This window comes from Roseomonas sp. HF4, assembly GCF_005222755.1.
Taxonomy (GTDB): Bacteria; Pseudomonadota; Alphaproteobacteria; order Acetobacterales; family Acetobacteraceae; genus Neoroseomonas.
In genome coordinates this window covers 299,401-316,301 of record NZ_STGD01000001.1, presented here as the reverse complement: position 1 = coordinate 316,301, position 16,901 = coordinate 299,401, and the positions used below count along the sequence as shown (strand labels likewise).

The following is a 16,901-nucleotide window of genomic DNA, read 5'->3' as shown; positions in this document are numbered from 1 at the left end:
TCGGGGGAGGTTCTCCGCCCGCGACGTTGCCTGCCGTTGACCGCCCCGCCGCCCGGGCGGAGGCTCGCGTCCGCCCCAAGGAGGCCGCCATGGACCACCCCCATGCCCCGATCGGCGGCGCCGCCGCGTGGCGCGGTGCGGACCTTGCCGCGCGGGGCTTCTGGCCGCGTCGCCTGGATGAGGCCGAGATCGCGGCGCTGGAGCGGGCGGTCGCCGCGGCGCGGCAGGCCGGGCTCAGCCCGCCCGGCTTCGGGCACGCGGACTTCCCCCTGCCGGACCTCGCGCCCCTGCTCGCCGAGGTCGCGGCGGAACTCGAGCATGGCGCGGGCGTCGTGCGCCTGTCGGGACTGCCGGTCGGGCGCATCGCGCCCGAGGACCTGCGGCGCCTGTTCTGGGGTTTCTGCTGCGCCCTCGGCACGCCGCTGTTCCAGAATACCGCCGGCGAGGTGCTGGCCGAGGTGAAGGACGAGACCGGGCAGGGCATCGCCGTGACGGGCGACGGCGCGGGGCCGCTGCCCTCGGCGCGGGCGCGCTCGCGCTCGACCGGGCCGCTGCGCTTCCATACCGACAAGTGCGACGTGCTGGCGCTGCTTGCCGCGTCGAACGGAATCGCGGGCGGCGTGTCGCGCGTCGTCTCGACCGTCGCGATCCACGACGAGATGGCGCGCCACCGGCCCGACCTGCTCGCGGTGCTGTACGAGGATTTCTGGCGCATGCGCCCGGCGGACGAGGAAGGCGCGGATCATGCCGACCGCGTGTTCCGCATGCCGGTCTTCGCGCGCGGTCCGGATGGCGCCTTCACCAGCCAATACAGCCGCACCTACGTCGAGATGGCGCATGCCGAGCCGGGCGTCCCGCCGCCGCGGCCCGCGCAGGTCGAGGCGATGGACATGCTGGCCGCGCTGGCGGAGGAATTGTGCGCCGAGGCGCCCTTCACGCCCGGCGACCTGCAGTTGCTGAACCAGCACGTCACCTATCACGGCCGCACCGCCTATGCGGACGATGCAGCGGCCGGGCAGCGCCGGGTGCTGCTGCGGATCTGGCTCTCGGTCCCGTTCGGCCGTGCCCTGCCGGAAGGGCACCGGGTGCAGTGGGGGCGGGTCGAGGCGGGGGCGCTGCGCGGCGGCGCGATTCCCGGGCGGAGCGCTGTCACGGCCTGATCAGCCGGGCGCGGCGCACCAGTCGAGGATCGCCCCGGTTTCCTCCGACGGCCAGGCATGCGCCAGGTCTTCGATTTCCCGATGCGCGACGCGCGCCCCGGCGGCCGCGAGCGCCGCGGCGGCGTCGCGGGCGGTCTCGGCCGGGAACATCCAGTCCTGCGCGCCGTGCAGGATGCGGACCGGCAGGCCCTGTACGCGGGCGGGGTTCGCGAAGCCCATGACGAAGCGGTTGAAGGCCGCCGCGACGGGCGCGAGGTGCGTGAAGTCCGCCGCCCCCGCGCCGAGGCCGAAGGTATAGGCGAATGTGCCGCCGTCGCTCATGCCGGCGAGCAGCCGCGGCGCGGGCAGCAGGGGCCGCAGCGCCGCCGCCTGCGCGACCAGGGCCCGGATGCCGGCGCCATCCGCCTCGGGCTCGGCGAGGGACCAGGTGCGGCCGGCGGCGGTCGGCGCCAGCACCACCCAGCCTCGGCTGCGCGCCGCGCGCAGGAAGGCCCAGAGGAAGCGCCGCCCGTCCCCGCTGCCGCCATGCAGCGCGACGACGAGTGGCGCCGGCGCCGTCGGGTCCAGCCATTCCGGGACATAGAGCGCCGCGCCGCCGCGCGTTCCGGGCGGTCCGCCCAGATGCAGCGAGCCCGCGCCGTCCCGCCCCGGCTGCACGGCCGCGAGGCGCAGCGCGAGGTCGCGGTCCGCGCGCGCCGGCGGGTCGAGGAAATGCTCGCTCACGGCCGGGATGAAGGCGGCGAGCGGATAGATCGCCTCGCAGCCTTCGGCATGGGCGCGCAGCGCCCGCGCGGCGGCGCGCAGCGGGTCCGGCGCATCGGTCAGGGCCGCCAGGCCATCGAGACCGCCGAGCGCCGCCGCGGCGGCGCCTTCGAGGCAGGCGCGCAGTGGCACGAGCCCATCCGGCCACGGCGCGGTGCGGGAGGCGGCGAGGGCGGCGCGGAGCGGCTCCCCCGCGCCGTCGAACGCCGCGGCCAGGGCGCCGAGCGTCTCCGGGTCCAGTGTGCGCGCCGCCGCTTCCAGCCGGGCCAAGGCGGCCAGCGTCTCGGGCACCAGCGTCGCGATGGCCGCGCCGACGGGGTCCGGGCCGGCCACGGCGCGCCGCCTCAGCCGCGCAGCCAAGCAGGCGGATGGCTGCCGAGCGGCATCGCCGGCAGCGCCCATCGCGCGGGCGTCGCGGAAAGCATCGCCGCGTGCCGCAGCGCGCGCATGCGGCCGAAGCCGCTGTCGCCTTCCTCCATCCAGCCCAGCGCCTCCGGGTCGGGCGTGCCGGGCGCGGCAAGGCCGCCCTCGATGCGCCCGAGCCGCCGGATCCATTCCCCGGTGCCGGCCAGGCTGACGCGCACGAGCCACGACCCGCCTTCCTCCGCCCGCCGCAGCAGCGCCGCCATCGCGCCGAAGGCGAGCAGGTAGCCCGAGGCGTGGTCGAGCGCCTGGCAGGGCAGGGGACGCGGCGTGTCCTCGCCGGCAGCCGCCGCCTCGTCGTCGTTGATGCCGTTGGCGTTCTGCACGAGCGAATCGAAGCCGCGCCGGCCGGACCAGGGGCCGAGATGCCCCCAGGCCGAGAGCGAGACGCAGACGATCCCCGGGCGCAGCGCGGCGAGGTCATCCGGCGCGAAGCCATGCGCCGCGATCGCGCCGGGGCGGTAGCCCTGGAGGAACACGTCCGCGCCGGCGGCGAGGCCCGCGAGCGTCGCGCGCTGCGCCGGGTCGCGCAGGTCGAGCGCCGCGCAGCGCTTGCCGCGCCCGGTGTCCATCACGAGGGCAGGGATCGACGGGCCGCCCGGCTGCGTGACGTGCAGCACCTCCGCGCCATGCGCCGCCAGCGTGCGCCCGGCCACCGGCCCCGCGATGACCCGCGTCAGGTCGAGCACGCGCAGCCCTTCGAGGGGGCGCCCGGCCAGCGGCGGCAGCGGCGTCGGCGGCGCCTCGCCGATGCGCTCGATGACCAGCGCCGGCAGGGCGGTGGCGGCGGCGCCCTGCGGGGTCGCGGCCCATTCGGCCGCGCCGCGCGTCATGGTGGCGACGCCGCCCGCGGCGTAGATCGCGTCCTCGGCGTCGGCGGCGCGCCAGGATTGCAGCGCAGCCGTCACGGCCGCGCGGTCGTAGGCGCAGCCGAGAACGCCGAGCGCGGCGTCACGGTGGTGCGCGTGGTTCGTGTGCAGGCGCAGCCAGCGCCCGTCCCCGCAGCGATGCAGCCCGGCGATGCGGTCCCAGCCCTCATGCACCGGCGCGCCATCGATGCGGAGGTGGTGTTCCGAGCGGAACTCGGCGAGCGCGTGGTCGATCGCGACGCCGACGCGCTGCGCGGGGCCGCCGCGGGCGGCGTGGATCGCGGCGGCGGCGGCACCGGCCGCGCCGATGCTGGCGAGCGCCGCGGCGCCGAGCGCGAAGGTCGAGGGCACGAGCGGATCGGCGCCGGAGAGGGCGACGGCGGGCCGCATGGCGGGCGCAAGGCCGGCCTGCTGCCAGATATCCGTGAGGGCGGCGGTCGGGGAGGTCACCATGGGCAGACGCTCGCGCATTGCCCGGACGCGGTCCAGGGGCGGGTCTGGCGCAGGGCGCCCGCGGAGCGGGAAGGTCGGGGGAGGGGAACCTCCCCCAAACCCCCTCCCTTCCTTGTCTCCTGGTGCCGAAGTCGGGGGCGTCTGCCGCCTGCCTTGGCGAGGGCGTTCAGCCCGACAGCGCCTCGATCGCCGCGGCGCGCGCCTCGATCGCCATCCGCCGCTTCACCTTCATGGTCGGCGTCAGCAAGCCGTTCTCGATGGTGAAGGGCTCGGTCACGGCGTGGTGCCGGATCCGCTCGATGGTCGGCAGCTTCGCGTTGACGCGGCGCACCGCATCGGCGACCCGACCCTCCATCCCCTCGGCCGGCACGATCAGCGCGACCAGGGCGGGCCTGCCTTCGCCCGCCACCAGCGCCTGATGGACCTCGGGCTCGGCCATCAGCAGGCTCTCGAGCTTGGCGGGGCTGACCATGTCGCCGCCGAGCGTCTTGATGAAGTCCCGCTTGCGGTCGGTGATGCGGAGGTAGCCGCCCTCGATCACGCCGACATCGCCGGTGTGCAGCCAGGCGCCGGTCTCGCCGGGCGGCGGCTTCAGCGCTGCGGTGGTGGCGTCGGGGTTTTTCCAGTAGCCGGTCATCACCAGGTCGCCCTGGATCAGCACTTCCCCGTCCTCGGCGATGCGGCAGGCGACGCCCGCGAGCGGGGGACCGACCGTCTCGCGCCGGTTCGCCCAGGGCAGGTTGACGCTGACCACGGGGCCGGCCTCGGTCTGGCCGTAGCCCTGGATCACCGGCAGGCCGAGCGCGATGAAGAAGCCCGACAGGTCGGGGTCGAGCCGCGCGCCGCCCGAGACCAGCGCCTGCAGCCGCCCGCCGAAGCGGGCGCGCACCTTCTCCCGCACCAGGCGGTCCAGCACCGCGTCCTGCAGGCGGTCGAGCAGGCCGAGCGGCGGCCCGTCCATCCGGCGCAGCCCGAGGGCCAGCGCGCGGTCGAACAGGGCGCGCTTGAAGGCGCCTTCCTTCTCGAGCCCGGCCAGGATGCGCCCGCGCAGCACCTCGAACAGCCGCGGGACGGCGGTGACGACGGCGGGCGCGATCTCGGTGAATTCGTGGGACAGGCGGTCGGCGCCGCGGGAATAGACCACCTCCATGCCGAGGGAGGGCAGCAGGAAGCCGCCCACGGTGTGCTCGTAGGAATGCGACAGCGGCAGGAACGACAGGTACGGCTTGCCGTCGAGCTCGAGCCGCCGGGCCAGCGGCAGCACGCCTGCGCGGTTCGCGAGCAGCGCGCGATGCGGCAGCATCACGCCCTTCGGCAGGCCGCCGGTGCCGGAGGTGTAGATCAGGCAGGCGAGGCTGTCCGGCGCCGCGGCCTCGCATTCCGCGAGCAGGGCGGCGACGTCGCCCGGCGCGGCCAGCGCCTCCGACCAGTCATGGCAGGTGAGCCCGTCCTGCGCGGGCGGCGGCTCGATGCAGACGAGAAGGTCGAGCCCCTCGGCGAGCGCCGCGCCTTCCAGCACGCGCTCGGCCAGCTTCGCGGTCGACACGATGGCCGCCCGCGCGCCCGAATCGCGCAGGATGTGCGCGTGGTCGGTCGCGAGGTTGGTCGTGTAGGTCGGCACCGTGATGGCGCCCAGGGCCATGATGGCGGTATCGGCGATCGGGAATTCCGGCCGGTTCTCGCTGACCAGCATCACGCGGTCGCCGGGGCCGATGCCGCGGGCGCGGAGGAAGGCGGCGACCGAGGCGATCTGCAGCGCGAAGTCGCCCCAGCGCAGGCTCTGCCAGGCGCCGCCCTGCCAGTGGCGGAACAGCGGCCGGTCGGCCCATTCGGCGGCGCGCGCCAGCATCATCGCCGGCAGCGTCGGCCAGCCTCCGTCAGCGTAGGGCATCGCGTCCCCTTTTCCCCTCGGCCGTCCCCTTCGCCGATGTAGAGGGCGCCGCGCCGCTTGGCCATGCCGGCGTTTGGCCTATATGGGCTGCGTGACCCGCACGCATCTCCCCGCCCCCGCCCTCGCCCCGCTGGACGCCGCCGCCGGCCACGACGCCGCGCTGCCCGTCTGGGACCTCTCGGACCTCTATGCCGCGCCGGACGACCCGCGGCTGGCCGCCGACCTCGACCGTGCCGAGACCGAGGCCCGCGCCTTCGAGGCGCGGCTCGCCGGCCGCCTCGGCGGCCTCGGCGGCGACGCGCTCGCGCAGGCGATCGCGGAATACGAGGCGATGTGGGAACGCCTCGGCCGCGTCACCTCCTATGCCGGGCTGGTGTTCAGCGGCGACGCGCAGGACCCCGCGAACGGGCGCTTCTACCAGACGACGCAGGAGCGGGTGACGACCATCTCCTCCCACCTGCTGTTCTTCACGCTGGAGCTGAACCGGCTCGAGGACGCGGCGCTCGAGCAGAAGGTCGGCGGCTCGGCCGCGCTCGGGCGCTGGCGCCCCTGGCTGCGCGACCTGCGTGTCTTCCGCCCGCACCAGCTCTCGGACGATCTCGAGAAGCTGCTGCACGAGAAGGAGGTCGCGGGCCGCTCCTCCTGGGTGCGGCTGTTCGACGAGACCGTCGCGACCATGAAGGTGAAGGTATCGGAGGAGGAGCTGACCGTCTCCGCCGCGCTCAACCTGCTGTCGGACCGCGACCGGGCGAAGCGGGCGGCCGCGGCCGAGGGAATCTCGGCCGCCTTCGGGGAGCGCACGCGGCTGTTCTCGCTGATCACGAACGTGCTCGCGAAGGACAAGGAGATCGAGGACACTTGGCGCCGCTATCCGCGCCCGGGCTCCTACCGCAACCGGTCCAACATGGTGGAGGACGAGGTGGTGGACGCGCTGGTGGGCGCGGTCCGCGACGCCTTCCCGCGCCTGTCGCACCGCTACTACGCGATGAAGGCCAAGTGGCTCGGCCTGCCGAAGCTGCAGCAATGGGACCGCAACGCCCCGCTGCCCGACGAGGACGACCGGCACATCCCCTGGCCCGAGGCGGTGGAGCGCGTGCTGTCTTCCTACGCCGCCTTCAGCCCGGACCTGGCCGCGATCGGCCGGCGCTTCTTCGACAAGCCCTGGATCGACGCGGCGCTGCGGCCGGGCAAGGCGTCCGGCGCCTTCGCGCACCCGACCGTGCCCTCGGCGCACCCCTATCTGCTGCTGAACTACCACGGGAAGTCGCGGGACGTGATGACGCTGGCCCATGAACTGGGCCACGGCGTGCACCAGATCCTGGCGGGCGGGCAGGGCTACCTGATGTCGTCGACGCCGCTGACGCTGGCCGAGACGGCCTCGGTGTTCGGGGAGATGATGACCTTCCGCGCCGTGCTCGACGCCGAGGCGGACCCGCGCCGCCGCCGCGCCATGCTGGCCGGCAAGGTCGAGGACATGCTGAACACGGTGGTCCGCCAGGTCGCCTTCTACCGCTTCGAGACGCTGCTGCACGACGAGCGCCGCAAGGGCGAGATGTCCTCCGAGCGCATCGCCGAGCTCTGGATGCAGGTGCAGGTGGAGAGCCTGGGCCCCGCCTTCGAGTTCACGCCCGACTACGGCGTCTACTGGGCCTATATCCCGCATTTCGTGCACTCGCCCTTCTACGTCTACGCCTATGCCTTCGGGGATTGCCTCGTGAACGCGCTCTATGGCGTCTACCGCGACGGCAGCGTGCCGGAGTTCGAGGCCAAGTACCTCGAGATGCTCCGCGCCGGCGGCACGAAGCGGCACCAGGAGCTGCTGGCGCCCTTCGGGCTGAACGCCGCCGACCCCGCCTTCTGGGCCAAGGGGCTCGACGTCATCGCCGGATTCATCGACGAACTCGAGCGCGACGATGGCTGACAAGGAAGGCTCGACCCTCTTCGGGGAGGCGCGGCGGATGCTGCGCACCTCCGGCGCCGTCGGCGGCATCGCGGCGCGCTACGCGGGCAAGCGCCTGTTCGGCGTGAAGGGCGACCAGGCGACGAATGCCGAGGACCTGAAGGCCGTGCTCGGCGGCCTCAAGGGCCCGATGATGAAGGTCGCGCAGTTCCTGTCCACCGTGCCGGACGCGCTGCCGCCGGAATACGCCAGGGAACTGGCCACGCTGCAGGCCAACGCGCCGCCGATGGGCTGGCCCTTCGTTCGCCGGCGCATGGCGAGCGAACTTGGCCCCGCATGGGAAGGGAAGTTCGCGAATTTCGAGCGCGAGGCCGCCGCCGCCGCCTCGCTCGGCCAGGTTCACCGCGCGACGCTGCACGACGGCACGCGCGTCGCCTGCAAGCTGCAATACCCGGACATGGCGAGCGTGGTGGACGCCGACCTCCGGCAGCTCAAGCTCGCGCTGTCGATCTACCGGCGCATGGACAGCACGCTCGAGAACGAGGAGGCCTACGTCGAGCTCTCCGAGCGCCTGCGGGAGGAGCTCGACTACAAGCGGGAAGCCGCGCAGCAGAAGCTCTATGGCAGGATGCTGGCGGGCGTGCCCGGCGTGCGCGTGCCCGTGCCGGTCGAAGAATTCTGCACGAAGCGCCTGCTGACCATGACGTGGCTCGACGGCAGCGCCATCCAGGCCCGAATCGACGAGGACCCGCCGGAGGAGGAACGCGCGGCCTACGCGCGCGCGCTGTTCCGCGCGTGGTACGTGCCGCTCTACGGCTACGGCGTGATCCATGGCGACCCGCATCTCGGCAACTACCAGGTGCGCGCCGATGCGCCGGAGAATGGCGGCTGGGGGATCAACCTGCTCGATTTCGGGGTGGTGCGGATCTTCCCGCCGTCCTTCATCGGCGGCGTGATCATGCTGTTCGAGGCGATCCGCGACGACGACTTCGACAAGGCGGCCGAGGCGTACCGCATCTGGGGCTTCCAGAACCTCAAGCGCGAGACGATCGAGGTGCTCAATATCTGGGCGAAGTTCCTCTATGAGCCGCTGCTCGACGACCGCGTGCGCCCGATCCAGGTGAACGACGACCCGCAATACGGCCGCCGGATCGCGGAGCAGGTCCATGCCGGGCTCAAGCGCACCGGCGGCGTGCGGGTGCCGCGGGAATTCCCGCTGATGGACCGGGCGGCGATCGGGTTGGGCTCGGTCTTCCTCAGGCTCGGCGCGAAGCTCAACTGGCACGACCTGTTCCAGGAACTGGTCCAGGGCTTCGACGGCGAGGTGCTGGCGCGGCGGCAACAGGCGGCGCTTGCCGAGGCCGGGTTGCCCGACCCGCACCCGGCCGGGGCTTGAAAATCCGGCTGCCGGGCCCTCCTTGACGCGACCGGCCCGTGCCTCCTGACCGAGGCGCGGGCCTTGCATGTCTTCAGTTGGGCGCTGGACACCCCGGCGCCTTGCGTTTACCTGCGCCGGTTCCTGTGGCGCGTGGGGGGTATCCCGGATGCGTGTGGCGATCCTGAAGGAAAGGCGGAGCGGGGAAACCCGCGTCGCCGCGACGCCCGAGACGGTGAAGAAATACATCGGCATGGGGCTCGAGGTGGCGGTGGAGCAGGGGGCGGGGGATGCCTCCGGCATGCCCGACGCCGCCTATGCCGAAGCGGGGGCGAGCCTCGCGGCCGATGCCGCCGCCGCGCTGGCCGGCGCGGGGATCGTGCTGGTGGTGCGTGCGCCGGAGGACGGCGCGCTGGCCGCGGTCGAGCGCGGCGCGCTGCTGATAGGCACGCTGGCCGCCGACGCCGCGGCCGCGGCGCGCTACGCCGAGGCCGGCATCGACGCGGCCTCGATGGAATTGCTGCCGCGCATCACGCGCGCGCAGTCGATGGACGTGCTGTCGTCCCAGGCGAACCTCGCGGGCTACCGCGCGGTGATCGAGGGCGCCACCGCCTACGACAAGGGCTTCCCGATGATGATGACGGCGGCCGGCACGGTGCCCGCCGCCAATGTCTTCATCATGGGCGCGGGCGTTGCCGGCCTGCAGGCCATCGCGACGGCGCGGCGCCTCGGCGGGCGGGTTTCCGCCACCGACGTGCGCCCCGCGGCGAAGGAGGAGATCAAGTCCCTCGGCGCATCCTTCGTCGGCTACGAGGACGAGGAGAGCAAGGCCGCCCAGACCGCGGGCGGCTACGCGAAGCAGCTCAGCGCCGAGTTCTACGCCAAGCAGGCCGAGGTGGTGGCAGCCCACATCGCCAAGCAGGACGTGGTCGTCTGCACCGCGCTGGTGCAGGGCCGCAAGGCGCCGACCCTGGTCACCGCCGAGATGGTCGCCACCATGAAGCCGGGATCGGTCGTGGTGGACATCGCGGCCGATGCCGGCGGCAACTGCGCGCTGACCAAGCCCGGCAAGCAGGTCGTGACGCCGAACGGCGTCAAGATCCTCGGCTTCACGAACTGGCCGGGACGCCTGCCGGCGGCGGCCTCCGCGCTCTATGCGCGCAACCTGCTGACCTTCCTCTCGACCTTCTGGGACAAGGAGGCCAAGGCCCCGAAGCTCCCGGAGGAAGACGATATCGTGAAGGGTGTCATGCTCACGCGCGGCGGCGCGGTGGTGCATCCGCAGATGAAGCCGGCGGCGTGAGGGGGACCGACAGATGAACCCGACTGAACTTGCCACACAGGCGCAGGGGATCGCCGACCGCGCGGCCGCCTTCGCCGAGACGGCGCGCCGCATGGCCGAGGCCGCGGCCCCGGCCGCCGAGGCGGTCTCTCCCTTCCTGTATCTGCTGACGATCTTCCTGCTCGCCTGCTTCGTCGGCTACCACGTGGTGTGGAACGTCACGCCCGCGCTGCATTCGCCGCTGATGGGCGTGACCAACGCCATCTCCTCCGTGATCGTGGTGGGCGCGATCCTGGCGGCCGGCATGGCCGAGAGCACGGCGGCGCGCGTCTTCGGCTTCCTCGGCGTGACGCTGGCGGCGGTGAACATCTTCGGCGGCTTCATGGTGACGCGACGTATGCTGGCCATGTTCAAGAAGAAGGGGAGCTGAGGCCATGGGCGTCACGCTCTCGACCTTCGCCTACCTGGCGGCGTCGGTCCTCTTCATCCTCGCGCTTCGCGGGCTGAGCCATCCCGAGACCAGCCGGCAGGGCAACACCTACGGCATGATCGGGATGGGCGTCGCGATCGTCGCGACCATCTTCAAGGGCGGCATCGACTTCGGCGGCTTCATGCTGATCGTGGCGGGCCTCGCCATCGGCGGCACCATCGGCACGGTGGTCGCGCAGCGCATTCAGATGACGGCGCTGCCGCAGCTGGTCGCCGCCTTCCATTCGCTGGTCGGCATGGCGGCGGTGTTCGTAGCGGCAGCGGCGTTCTACAGCCCCGAATCCTTCGGCATCGGCATCCGCGGCAACATCAAGACCGCCTCGCTGCTCGAGATGTCGCTCGGCCTCGCGATCGGCGCCATCACCTTCTCGGGCTCGGTCATCGCCTTCCTGAAGCTGGACGGGCGGATGTCGGGCGCGCCCATCACCTTCGAGGGGCAGCACAAGCTGAACTTAGGCCTCGGCATCCTGCTGGCGGTGCTGATCCTGCTGTTCACGCTGACGGGCTGGGGCATCCTGTTCTGGCTGATCGCGATCCTGTCCTTCGCGCTCGGCTTCCTGCTGATCGTCCCGATCGGCGGCGCGGACATGCCGGTCGTGGTGTCCATGCTGAACAGCTATTCGGGCTGGGCGGCGGCGGGCATCGGCTTCACGATCGGCAACCTGCTGCTCATCATCACCGGCGCGCTGGTTGGCGCCTCGGGCGCGATCCTGTCCTACATCATGTGCAAGGGCATGAACCGCAGCATCATCAACGTGCTGCTGGGCGGGTTCGGGTCGGAAGGCGGCACGGCGGCCGCCGGCGGCGACACCGACCGCCCGCCGGTCAAGGCCGGCAGCGCGGAAGACGCTGCCTACATGATGAAGAACGCGCAGAAGATCATCGTCGTGCCCGGCTACGGCATGGCAGTCGCGCAGGCCCAGCAGGTGCTGCGGGAGATGGCGGACCTGCTCAAGAAGGAAGGCGTCGAGATCAAGTACGCCATCCACCCGGTGGCCGGCCGCATGCCCGGCCACATGAACGTGCTGCTGGCGGAAGCCAACGTGCCCTACGACGAGGTCTTCGAGCTCGAGGAGATCAACCCCGAGTTCGCCGACGCCGACGTGGCCTTCGTGATCGGCGCCAACGACGTGACCAACCCGGCGGCCAAGACCGACAAGTCCTCGGCCATCTACGGCATGCCGATCCTGGACGTGGAGCGCGCCAAGACGGTGTTCTTCATCAAGCGCGGCATGGCGTCCGGCTACGCCGGCGTTGAGAACGAGCTGTTCTTCCGCCCGAACACCATGATGCTCTTCGGCGACGCCAAGAAGGTGACGCAGGAGATCGTGCAGGCGCTGCAGCGGTAGCGCCTGCCGCCCCCGGCGCGCGCCACGCGCCGGGGGTTGTTGGCAGCCTGTTAAGGATGCGTCCCGATACTCGGGCCGCATCATGACCTACGGCCTCCTGCGCCCCCGCGCCGCATCTCCGGCCCCGCCCAACGGCATCATCGAGGGCCTGACGGGCCTCCTGCGGCGCGAGCCCTTCCTGATCGCGGTCGAGGCCGCGGTGGCGGATGCATGGCTCGCCGGCGGCGCCGTCGCCGTCGTGACGCTCGACATCGATCGCTTCGGGGCAGTGAACGGCACCTTCGGCCGCGACGTCGGCGATGCGCTGCTGCGGGCGGTGGGGGAACGGATCAGGCTTTGCACCCGCGCACGCGACCTGGCCGCGCGGATCGGTGGCGACGCCTTCGCGCTGATCGTGGACGACATGGGCGACGGTGCCGCCGCGCTGGCCGTGAGCACCAGGATGGTCGAGGTGCTGCGCCGTCCGTTCCTGCTGGATGGCCACAGCGTCGTGATCGGCACGTCGGTCGGCGTCGCGATCTATCCCGATGACGCGATTGATGCCGCGGGGCTGCTGCGCGCCGCGCATCTCGCGGTGCGGCAGGCAAAGGCGGATGGCTGCGGCGCCATCCGGCGCTTCGTGCCCGGGATGCGCGTCGGAGACGCGCCGGTGGCCTGATACGCCGGGCACCGGTGCCTGGTGCTGATCCCGTCCTGGGGGGGTGCGCTCGTAGGGTCCGGTGGTGGGGAAGCCCCAGCGTGCCACGGCGCCGCTGCGGGACCCCCATGGATCGGCGCCAACGGACACGAAAGGTCGAGGCCGGGCGGGGGGAGACGTTTCCTTCTCCCCCCGCCTTCTGCCCGCAATCCGATCCGGCCCAGGCCGCCCCTGCGGCCCGCGCCGGGGGCCCGCCGCCCGTCATTGACCCTGCGCTCGGCCGCACCCTACTGTCGACAGTCGTCAAAGACCCTCCAGGACGCCTCGCCCGTGTCGCCTCCCTCGCCGAACGCCGCCCATGGCCGGTAGCCAGGACTTCCCCGCCGACCCGCGCAACGCGGCCGTCCGCGTCTACGTCAACGGCGCGCTCGTGCCACGGGACGAAGCGCGCGTCTCGGTCTTCGATGCCGGCTTCGTGCTCGGCGACGGCGTCTGGGAAGGGGTGCGCCTGCACAGGGGGCGGATGGTCTTCCTCGACGCCCATCTCGACCGGCTGTTCGAGGGTGCGCGCGCCATCGACCTCGATATCGGCCTGACGCGCGCCGAGGTCGTCGCCGCCCTGCAGGCGACGCTCGACGCCAACGGCATGCAGGACGGCGTCCACGTCCGGCTCATGGTCACGCGCGGCCTCAAGAAGACGCCGAACCAGGACCCGCGCCACACGATCGGGCCGGCCACGGTCGTGATCGTCGCCGAATGGAAGCAGCCCAACCCGGCGCTGATGACGCAGGGGCTCAGCCTGTTCACGAGCACCATCCGCTGCTCGCCGGCGGACATGTTCGACATGCGGCTCAATTCGCACAGCCGGCTCAACCTCATCACCGCGCTGATCCAGGCGATCAAGGCCGGCGCAGACGAGGCGCTGATGCTCGACCCGGCCGGCTTCGTCTCGTCCTGCAACGCGACCAACTTCTTCTTCGTCCGCGGCGGGGAGGTCTGCACCTCGACCGGGGATTTCTGTTTCCAGGGCATCACGCGGGCCAATGTCATTGCGCTCTGCCGCGACAACGGGATCCCCATCCGTCTGGCCAATTTCGCGCTGAAGGACGTCTATTCGGCGGAGGAAGCCTTCGTGACCGGCACCTTCGGCGGCCTCACGCCGGTCTCCGCCATCGACGGCCGCAGGCTGCCCGCCGCGCTGCCCGGCCCCGTCACGGCGCGGCTGCGCGGGTTGTACGACGCGCTGAAGGACCGCGCGGCGACATGACCGGCGCCGCCGCCATCGGCTCGCAGCCCCTGCCGCGCGTGACGCTGCGCGAGGGCGCGGCCGATGCGCTGCGCGCCGCGATCCTGGCCGGAAGGCTCGCGCCCGGCGCGCCGGTGGTCGAGGCGGCGCTGGCCCGCGCGCTCGGCATTTCGCGGGCGCCGCTGCGCGAGGCCATCCGCGAATTGCTCGACGAAGGGCTGCTCGTTCAGCAGCGGGCCTGGGGCGGCGTGACCGTGGCTCCGCTCGACGCCACCGTCGCGCGGGAGCTCTACACGCTCCGCGCCACGCTCGAGGCCTTCGCCTTCGAGACCGCCTGGGACCGGCGCGACGCGGCCTTCCGCGCCGCGCTCGCGGACCGCCACGCCGCGCTGACGGCGGCGATCGACGCCGGCGACGACGAAGCCAGCATCGCCGCCGAGCTTGCGCTGCACGGCGTTGTCTACGAGGCCGCCGGGCACGGGCTGCTGCTGCAGGCCTGGGGCGCGATCCGCGGGCGGCTCACGCTCTACTGGGCGGCGCATCACCGCGCGCATGGCCGGCCGGGGCCGCGCCGCGACGCGCATGACGACTACCTCCGCCACGCGCTCGGCCCCGACCTCGACGCGATGCGCGCCGAGCTCCGCCACCACATGCAGCGCGGCCTGGTCACCGTGCTGCGCTTCGTCGAACCCCAGGAAGGAGTCTCCCCCCCATGACCGCCTTCATGCCGCGCCGCGCGCTGCTCGGCGCCGCCGCCCTGTTGCCGCTGGCCCGCCCCGCGCTGGCCCAGGCCTTCCCCAGCCGGCCGATCCGCTTCATCTGCCCCTTCCCGGCGGGGGGCATCGTCGACCTGGTGATGCGCACGCACACCGACGAACTCGCGGCCGAACTGGGCCAGCCGGTCGTGATCGACGTGCGCACCGGCGCGGGCGGGCTGATCGGCTCGCAGCAACTCGTGCAGGCGGCACCCGACGGGCATACCTGGCTCATGGCGTCGCTCGGCAACATCGTGGCGCCCATCCTGACGCCGTCCGGCTTCCACCCGGTGGAGGCGATCCAGGGGCTGTCGCTGGTCTCGCACAGCGTCTCGGTCGTGGTGGTGCGCGGCGATTCGACCGCGCGCACCATCCAGGACGTGGCCGCGCTGGCCAAGGCGCGGCCGGGGCAGCTCAACTACCTCCGCGCCGGCAATGGCAGCTTCGCGCACATGTCGATGGAACTCATGCAGCGCGTCATGGGCTTCCAGGTGACGGCGGTGGATTATCGCGGGCTGCCGCCCGGCATCCTCGACATGCTGGCCGGGCGTCTCGACCTCGCGGTGCTGAGCACGGGGCTCGCCAAGCAGCACATCCAGAGCGGGACGATGCGCGCGGTCGCCGCCATCGGCTCGACGCGCTCGCCGGACCTGCCCGACGTGCCGACGCTGACCGAGGCCGGCGTGCCCGAGGCGAACATGGACAGCTGGTACATCGCGGTCGCGCCGCGCGGGCTGCCGGATGCGGCGCTGGCGCGCATCCACGGCGCCTACACGAAGGTGCTGTCCACGCCGGCGGTGCAGCAGAAGCTTCGCAGCGTCGGCACCATTCCCGCCGCGACCCTGCCGCCCGCGGCCGAGGTGCAGGCCATGCTGGTGCGCGAGCACGCGAAGTTCGAGCGCCTGGTCCGCGAAGCGAACATCCGCGCGAGCTGAGCGCGCGATGCGGACCCTGCTGCGCGGCGGCGCCGTGCTCGATGTCGCCGCCGGCGCGCTGGTGCATGCCGACGTGCTGCTGGAGGGCGAGCGGATCGCGGCCGTCGCGCCCGGCCTCGCGGCAGGTGGCGCGCGCGTGGTGAACCTCGGCGGGCGGACCGTCATGCCCGGGCTGATCGACTGCCACGTGCATGTCTGCGCCGACGGCATGGTGCCCTATCCAACGCTGTTCCCGTCGCTCGTGACCGCGCGCGCGGCGCGGCTGCTGGAACAGACGCTCGCGCGCGGCTTCACTACGATCCGCGACATGGGCGGCGCCGATGCGGGGCTCAGGCGCGCGGTGGAGGAGGGGCTGTTCCCCGGCCCCCGCATGTTCGTCTCCGGCCGGCCGCTGAGCCAGACCGGCGGGCATGGCGACATGCGCAACCCCGCCGATGCCTGCCCCGCCTGCGCGCTGCGCGCCGAGGCCAACATGATGGTGGTCGCCGACGGCGTGGACGCGGTGCGCCGCGCGGCGCGGGAGGAGATCCGCCGCGGCGTCGACCAGATCAAGATCATGGCCTCGGGCGGCATCTCGAGCCCGGCCGATCCGGTCGACTACGACCAGTACGCGCTGGCCGAGATCGAGGCGGTGGTGGACGAGGCGGCGCGGGCGGGGAAGTACGTCGCGGCGCACGCCTACACGCCGACTGCCATCGCGCGCGCCGTCGGCTGCGGCGTTCGCACCATCGAGCACGGCAATTTCCTGGACGAGTCCTCGGCCGCGCTGATGGCGGCCCGCGACGCAATCCTGGTGCCGACGCTGGTCGTCTATCGGCGCGTCGTGCAGCATGCCGCCGAGGTCGGGATCTCGGCCTTCCACCTCGAGAAGGCGCGCGAGGTGCTGGCGACCGGCACCCGCTCGCTCGAGATCGCGCGCCGTGCCGGGGTGCGCATGGCGCTCGGCACCGACCTGTTCCGCGCGCCCAAGCAATACCAGGCTGAGGAACTGCTGATCCGCGCCGAGGCGCTGCCGGCGGCCGAGGTGCTGCGCCAGGCGACGGTGCATGGCGCCGAGGTGGTGCGCATGGCGGGGCGGCTCGGCCGCGTGGCGGAAGGCTATCTCGCGGACCTGCTGGTGGTCGATGGCGACCCGCTGGCCGATCTCGGCCTGCTGCAGGACCAGGGGGCGCACCTCGCCATGATCCTGAAGGGCGGGGTTCCCGTGAAGGACAGGCTGGGCGGGTAGTCCGGGACGGTCGGGGGATGAGCAGTTCCGCCGATCCGGGACCCCAGGCCCTCCGCCCCTCGTCCCCTGGCGCCAGGCCGTCCGAGGCCGGCGCCAGGGCACAAAGAAGGTTGAGGGGGGTGTGGGGGGAGAAGTTCCCTTCTCCCC

14 protein-coding genes are annotated in these 16,901 nt (G+C 72.8%); 11 read left to right on the top strand and 3 right to left on the bottom strand.

All coding sequences use genetic code 11. The features are described 5' to 3' along the window. Window positions 1–89: 89 nt before the first annotated feature. Entirely contained in the window at window positions 90–1,160 is a 1,071-nt protein-coding gene (locus E8M80_RS01495) for a TauD/TfdA family dioxygenase (protein WP_137123874.1), read from the top strand. On the opposite strand, the gene E8M80_RS01490 is transcribed toward E8M80_RS01495, so the two are convergent. The 3 genes from E8M80_RS01490 to E8M80_RS01480 form a co-directional block, all read right to left on the bottom strand. Next, window positions 1,161–2,255 carry a phospholipase gene (locus E8M80_RS01490; RefSeq protein WP_137123873.1) on the bottom strand — a complete coding sequence of 365 codons (1,095 nt, stop codon included), beginning with the start codon at window positions 2,253–2,255 and terminating at the stop codon, window positions 1,161–1,163. Window positions 2,256–2,266: 11 nt separating this feature from the next. Beyond that, window positions 2,267–3,667, bottom strand: coding sequence for a CoA transferase (locus E8M80_RS01485; protein ID WP_206035542.1), 1,401 nt, complete (start codon window positions 3,665–3,667; stop codon window positions 2,267–2,269). Between the two features lie 166 nt (window positions 3,668–3,833). Beyond that, complete coding sequence (locus tag E8M80_RS01480) at window positions 3,834–5,558, bottom strand: long-chain fatty acid--CoA ligase (RefSeq protein ID WP_137123871.1); 1,725 nt, start codon at window positions 5,556–5,558, stop codon at window positions 3,834–3,836. Between the two features lie 91 nt (window positions 5,559–5,649). Between E8M80_RS01480 and E8M80_RS01475 the strand changes: the two genes are divergently transcribed. From E8M80_RS01475 to E8M80_RS01430, 10 genes are all read left to right on the top strand, one after another. Beyond that, entirely contained in the window at window positions 5,650–7,479 is a 1,830-nt protein-coding gene (locus E8M80_RS01475; protein ID WP_370287134.1) for a M3 family oligoendopeptidase, read from the top strand. Beyond that, the gene (locus E8M80_RS01470; protein WP_137123869.1) at window positions 7,472–8,854 is read left to right on the top strand and encodes an AarF/ABC1/UbiB kinase family protein; all 1,383 of its coding nucleotides are present in this window, start codon (window positions 7,472–7,474) and stop codon (window positions 8,852–8,854) included. The genes E8M80_RS01475 and E8M80_RS01470 overlap by 8 nt, the downstream gene beginning before the upstream one ends. A gap of 148 nt (window positions 8,855–9,002) precedes the next feature. Next, on the top strand, window positions 9,003–10,136 hold the full coding sequence (locus E8M80_RS01465) for a Re/Si-specific NAD(P)(+) transhydrogenase subunit alpha (protein ID WP_137123868.1): 1,134 nt from the start codon (window positions 9,003–9,005) through the stop codon (window positions 10,134–10,136). Between the two features lie 13 nt (window positions 10,137–10,149). Continuing rightward, a complete protein-coding gene (locus E8M80_RS01460; protein WP_137123867.1) occupies window positions 10,150–10,545 on the top strand; it encodes an NAD(P) transhydrogenase subunit alpha in 396 nt (131 codons plus the stop codon). A gap of 4 nt (window positions 10,546–10,549) precedes the next feature. Further along, window positions 10,550–11,953 carry an NAD(P)(+) transhydrogenase (Re/Si-specific) subunit beta gene (locus E8M80_RS01455; protein WP_137123866.1) on the top strand — a complete coding sequence of 468 codons (1,404 nt, stop codon included), beginning with the start codon at window positions 10,550–10,552 and terminating at the stop codon, window positions 11,951–11,953. A gap of 82 nt (window positions 11,954–12,035) precedes the next feature. Next, window positions 12,036–12,611, top strand: a complete 576-nt coding sequence (locus E8M80_RS01450; protein ID WP_137123865.1) for a GGDEF domain-containing protein — start codon at window positions 12,036–12,038, stop codon at window positions 12,609–12,611. A gap of 337 nt (window positions 12,612–12,948) precedes the next feature. Then, window positions 12,949–13,857, top strand: coding sequence for an aminotransferase class IV (locus tag E8M80_RS01445; protein ID WP_137123864.1), 909 nt, complete (start codon window positions 12,949–12,951; stop codon window positions 13,855–13,857). After that, window positions 13,854–14,552 (top strand): GntR family transcriptional regulator, encoded by a 699-nt coding sequence (locus E8M80_RS01440; RefSeq protein ID WP_137123863.1) that lies wholly within the window; start codon window positions 13,854–13,856, stop codon window positions 14,550–14,552. Before E8M80_RS01445 ends, E8M80_RS01440 begins: the two co-directional genes overlap by 4 nt. Then, window positions 14,549–15,526, top strand: coding sequence for a tripartite tricarboxylate transporter substrate binding protein (locus E8M80_RS01435; protein ID WP_137123862.1), 978 nt, complete (start codon window positions 14,549–14,551; stop codon window positions 15,524–15,526). Before E8M80_RS01440 ends, E8M80_RS01435 begins: the two co-directional genes overlap by 4 nt. Before the next feature lie 7 nt (window positions 15,527–15,533). Continuing rightward, entirely contained in the window at window positions 15,534–16,754 is a 1,221-nt protein-coding gene (locus E8M80_RS01430) for an amidohydrolase family protein (RefSeq protein ID WP_137123861.1), read from the top strand. Window positions 16,755–16,901 lie beyond the last annotated feature (147 nt).

Coding starts and splice junctions, on each gene's coding strand:
- E8M80_RS01495 (WP_137123874.1), top strand. CDS start 90: ATGGACCACCCCCATGCCCCGATCGGCGGCGCCGCCGCGTGGCGCGGT.
- E8M80_RS01485 (WP_206035542.1), bottom strand. CDS start 3,667: ATGGTGACCTCCCCGACCGCCGCCCTCACGGATATCTGGCAGCAGGCC.
- E8M80_RS01480 (WP_137123871.1), bottom strand. CDS start 5,558: ATGCCCTACGCTGACGGAGGCTGGCCGACGCTGCCGGCGATGATGCTG.
- E8M80_RS01470 (WP_137123869.1), top strand. CDS start 7,472: ATGGCTGACAAGGAAGGCTCGACCCTCTTCGGGGAGGCGCGGCGGATG.
- E8M80_RS01465 (WP_137123868.1), top strand. CDS start 9,003: ATGCGTGTGGCGATCCTGAAGGAAAGGCGGAGCGGGGAAACCCGCGTC.
- E8M80_RS01460 (WP_137123867.1), top strand. CDS start 10,150: ATGAACCCGACTGAACTTGCCACACAGGCGCAGGGGATCGCCGACCGC.
- E8M80_RS01455 (WP_137123866.1), top strand. CDS start 10,550: ATGGGCGTCACGCTCTCGACCTTCGCCTACCTGGCGGCGTCGGTCCTC.
- E8M80_RS01450 (WP_137123865.1), top strand. CDS start 12,036: ATGACCTACGGCCTCCTGCGCCCCCGCGCCGCATCTCCGGCCCCGCCC.
- E8M80_RS01445 (WP_137123864.1), top strand. CDS start 12,949: ATGGCCGGTAGCCAGGACTTCCCCGCCGACCCGCGCAACGCGGCCGTC.
- E8M80_RS01440 (WP_137123863.1), top strand. CDS start 13,854: ATGACCGGCGCCGCCGCCATCGGCTCGCAGCCCCTGCCGCGCGTGACG.
- E8M80_RS01435 (WP_137123862.1), top strand. CDS start 14,549: ATGACCGCCTTCATGCCGCGCCGCGCGCTGCTCGGCGCCGCCGCCCTG.
- E8M80_RS01430 (WP_137123861.1), top strand. CDS start 15,534: ATGCGGACCCTGCTGCGCGGCGGCGCCGTGCTCGATGTCGCCGCCGGC.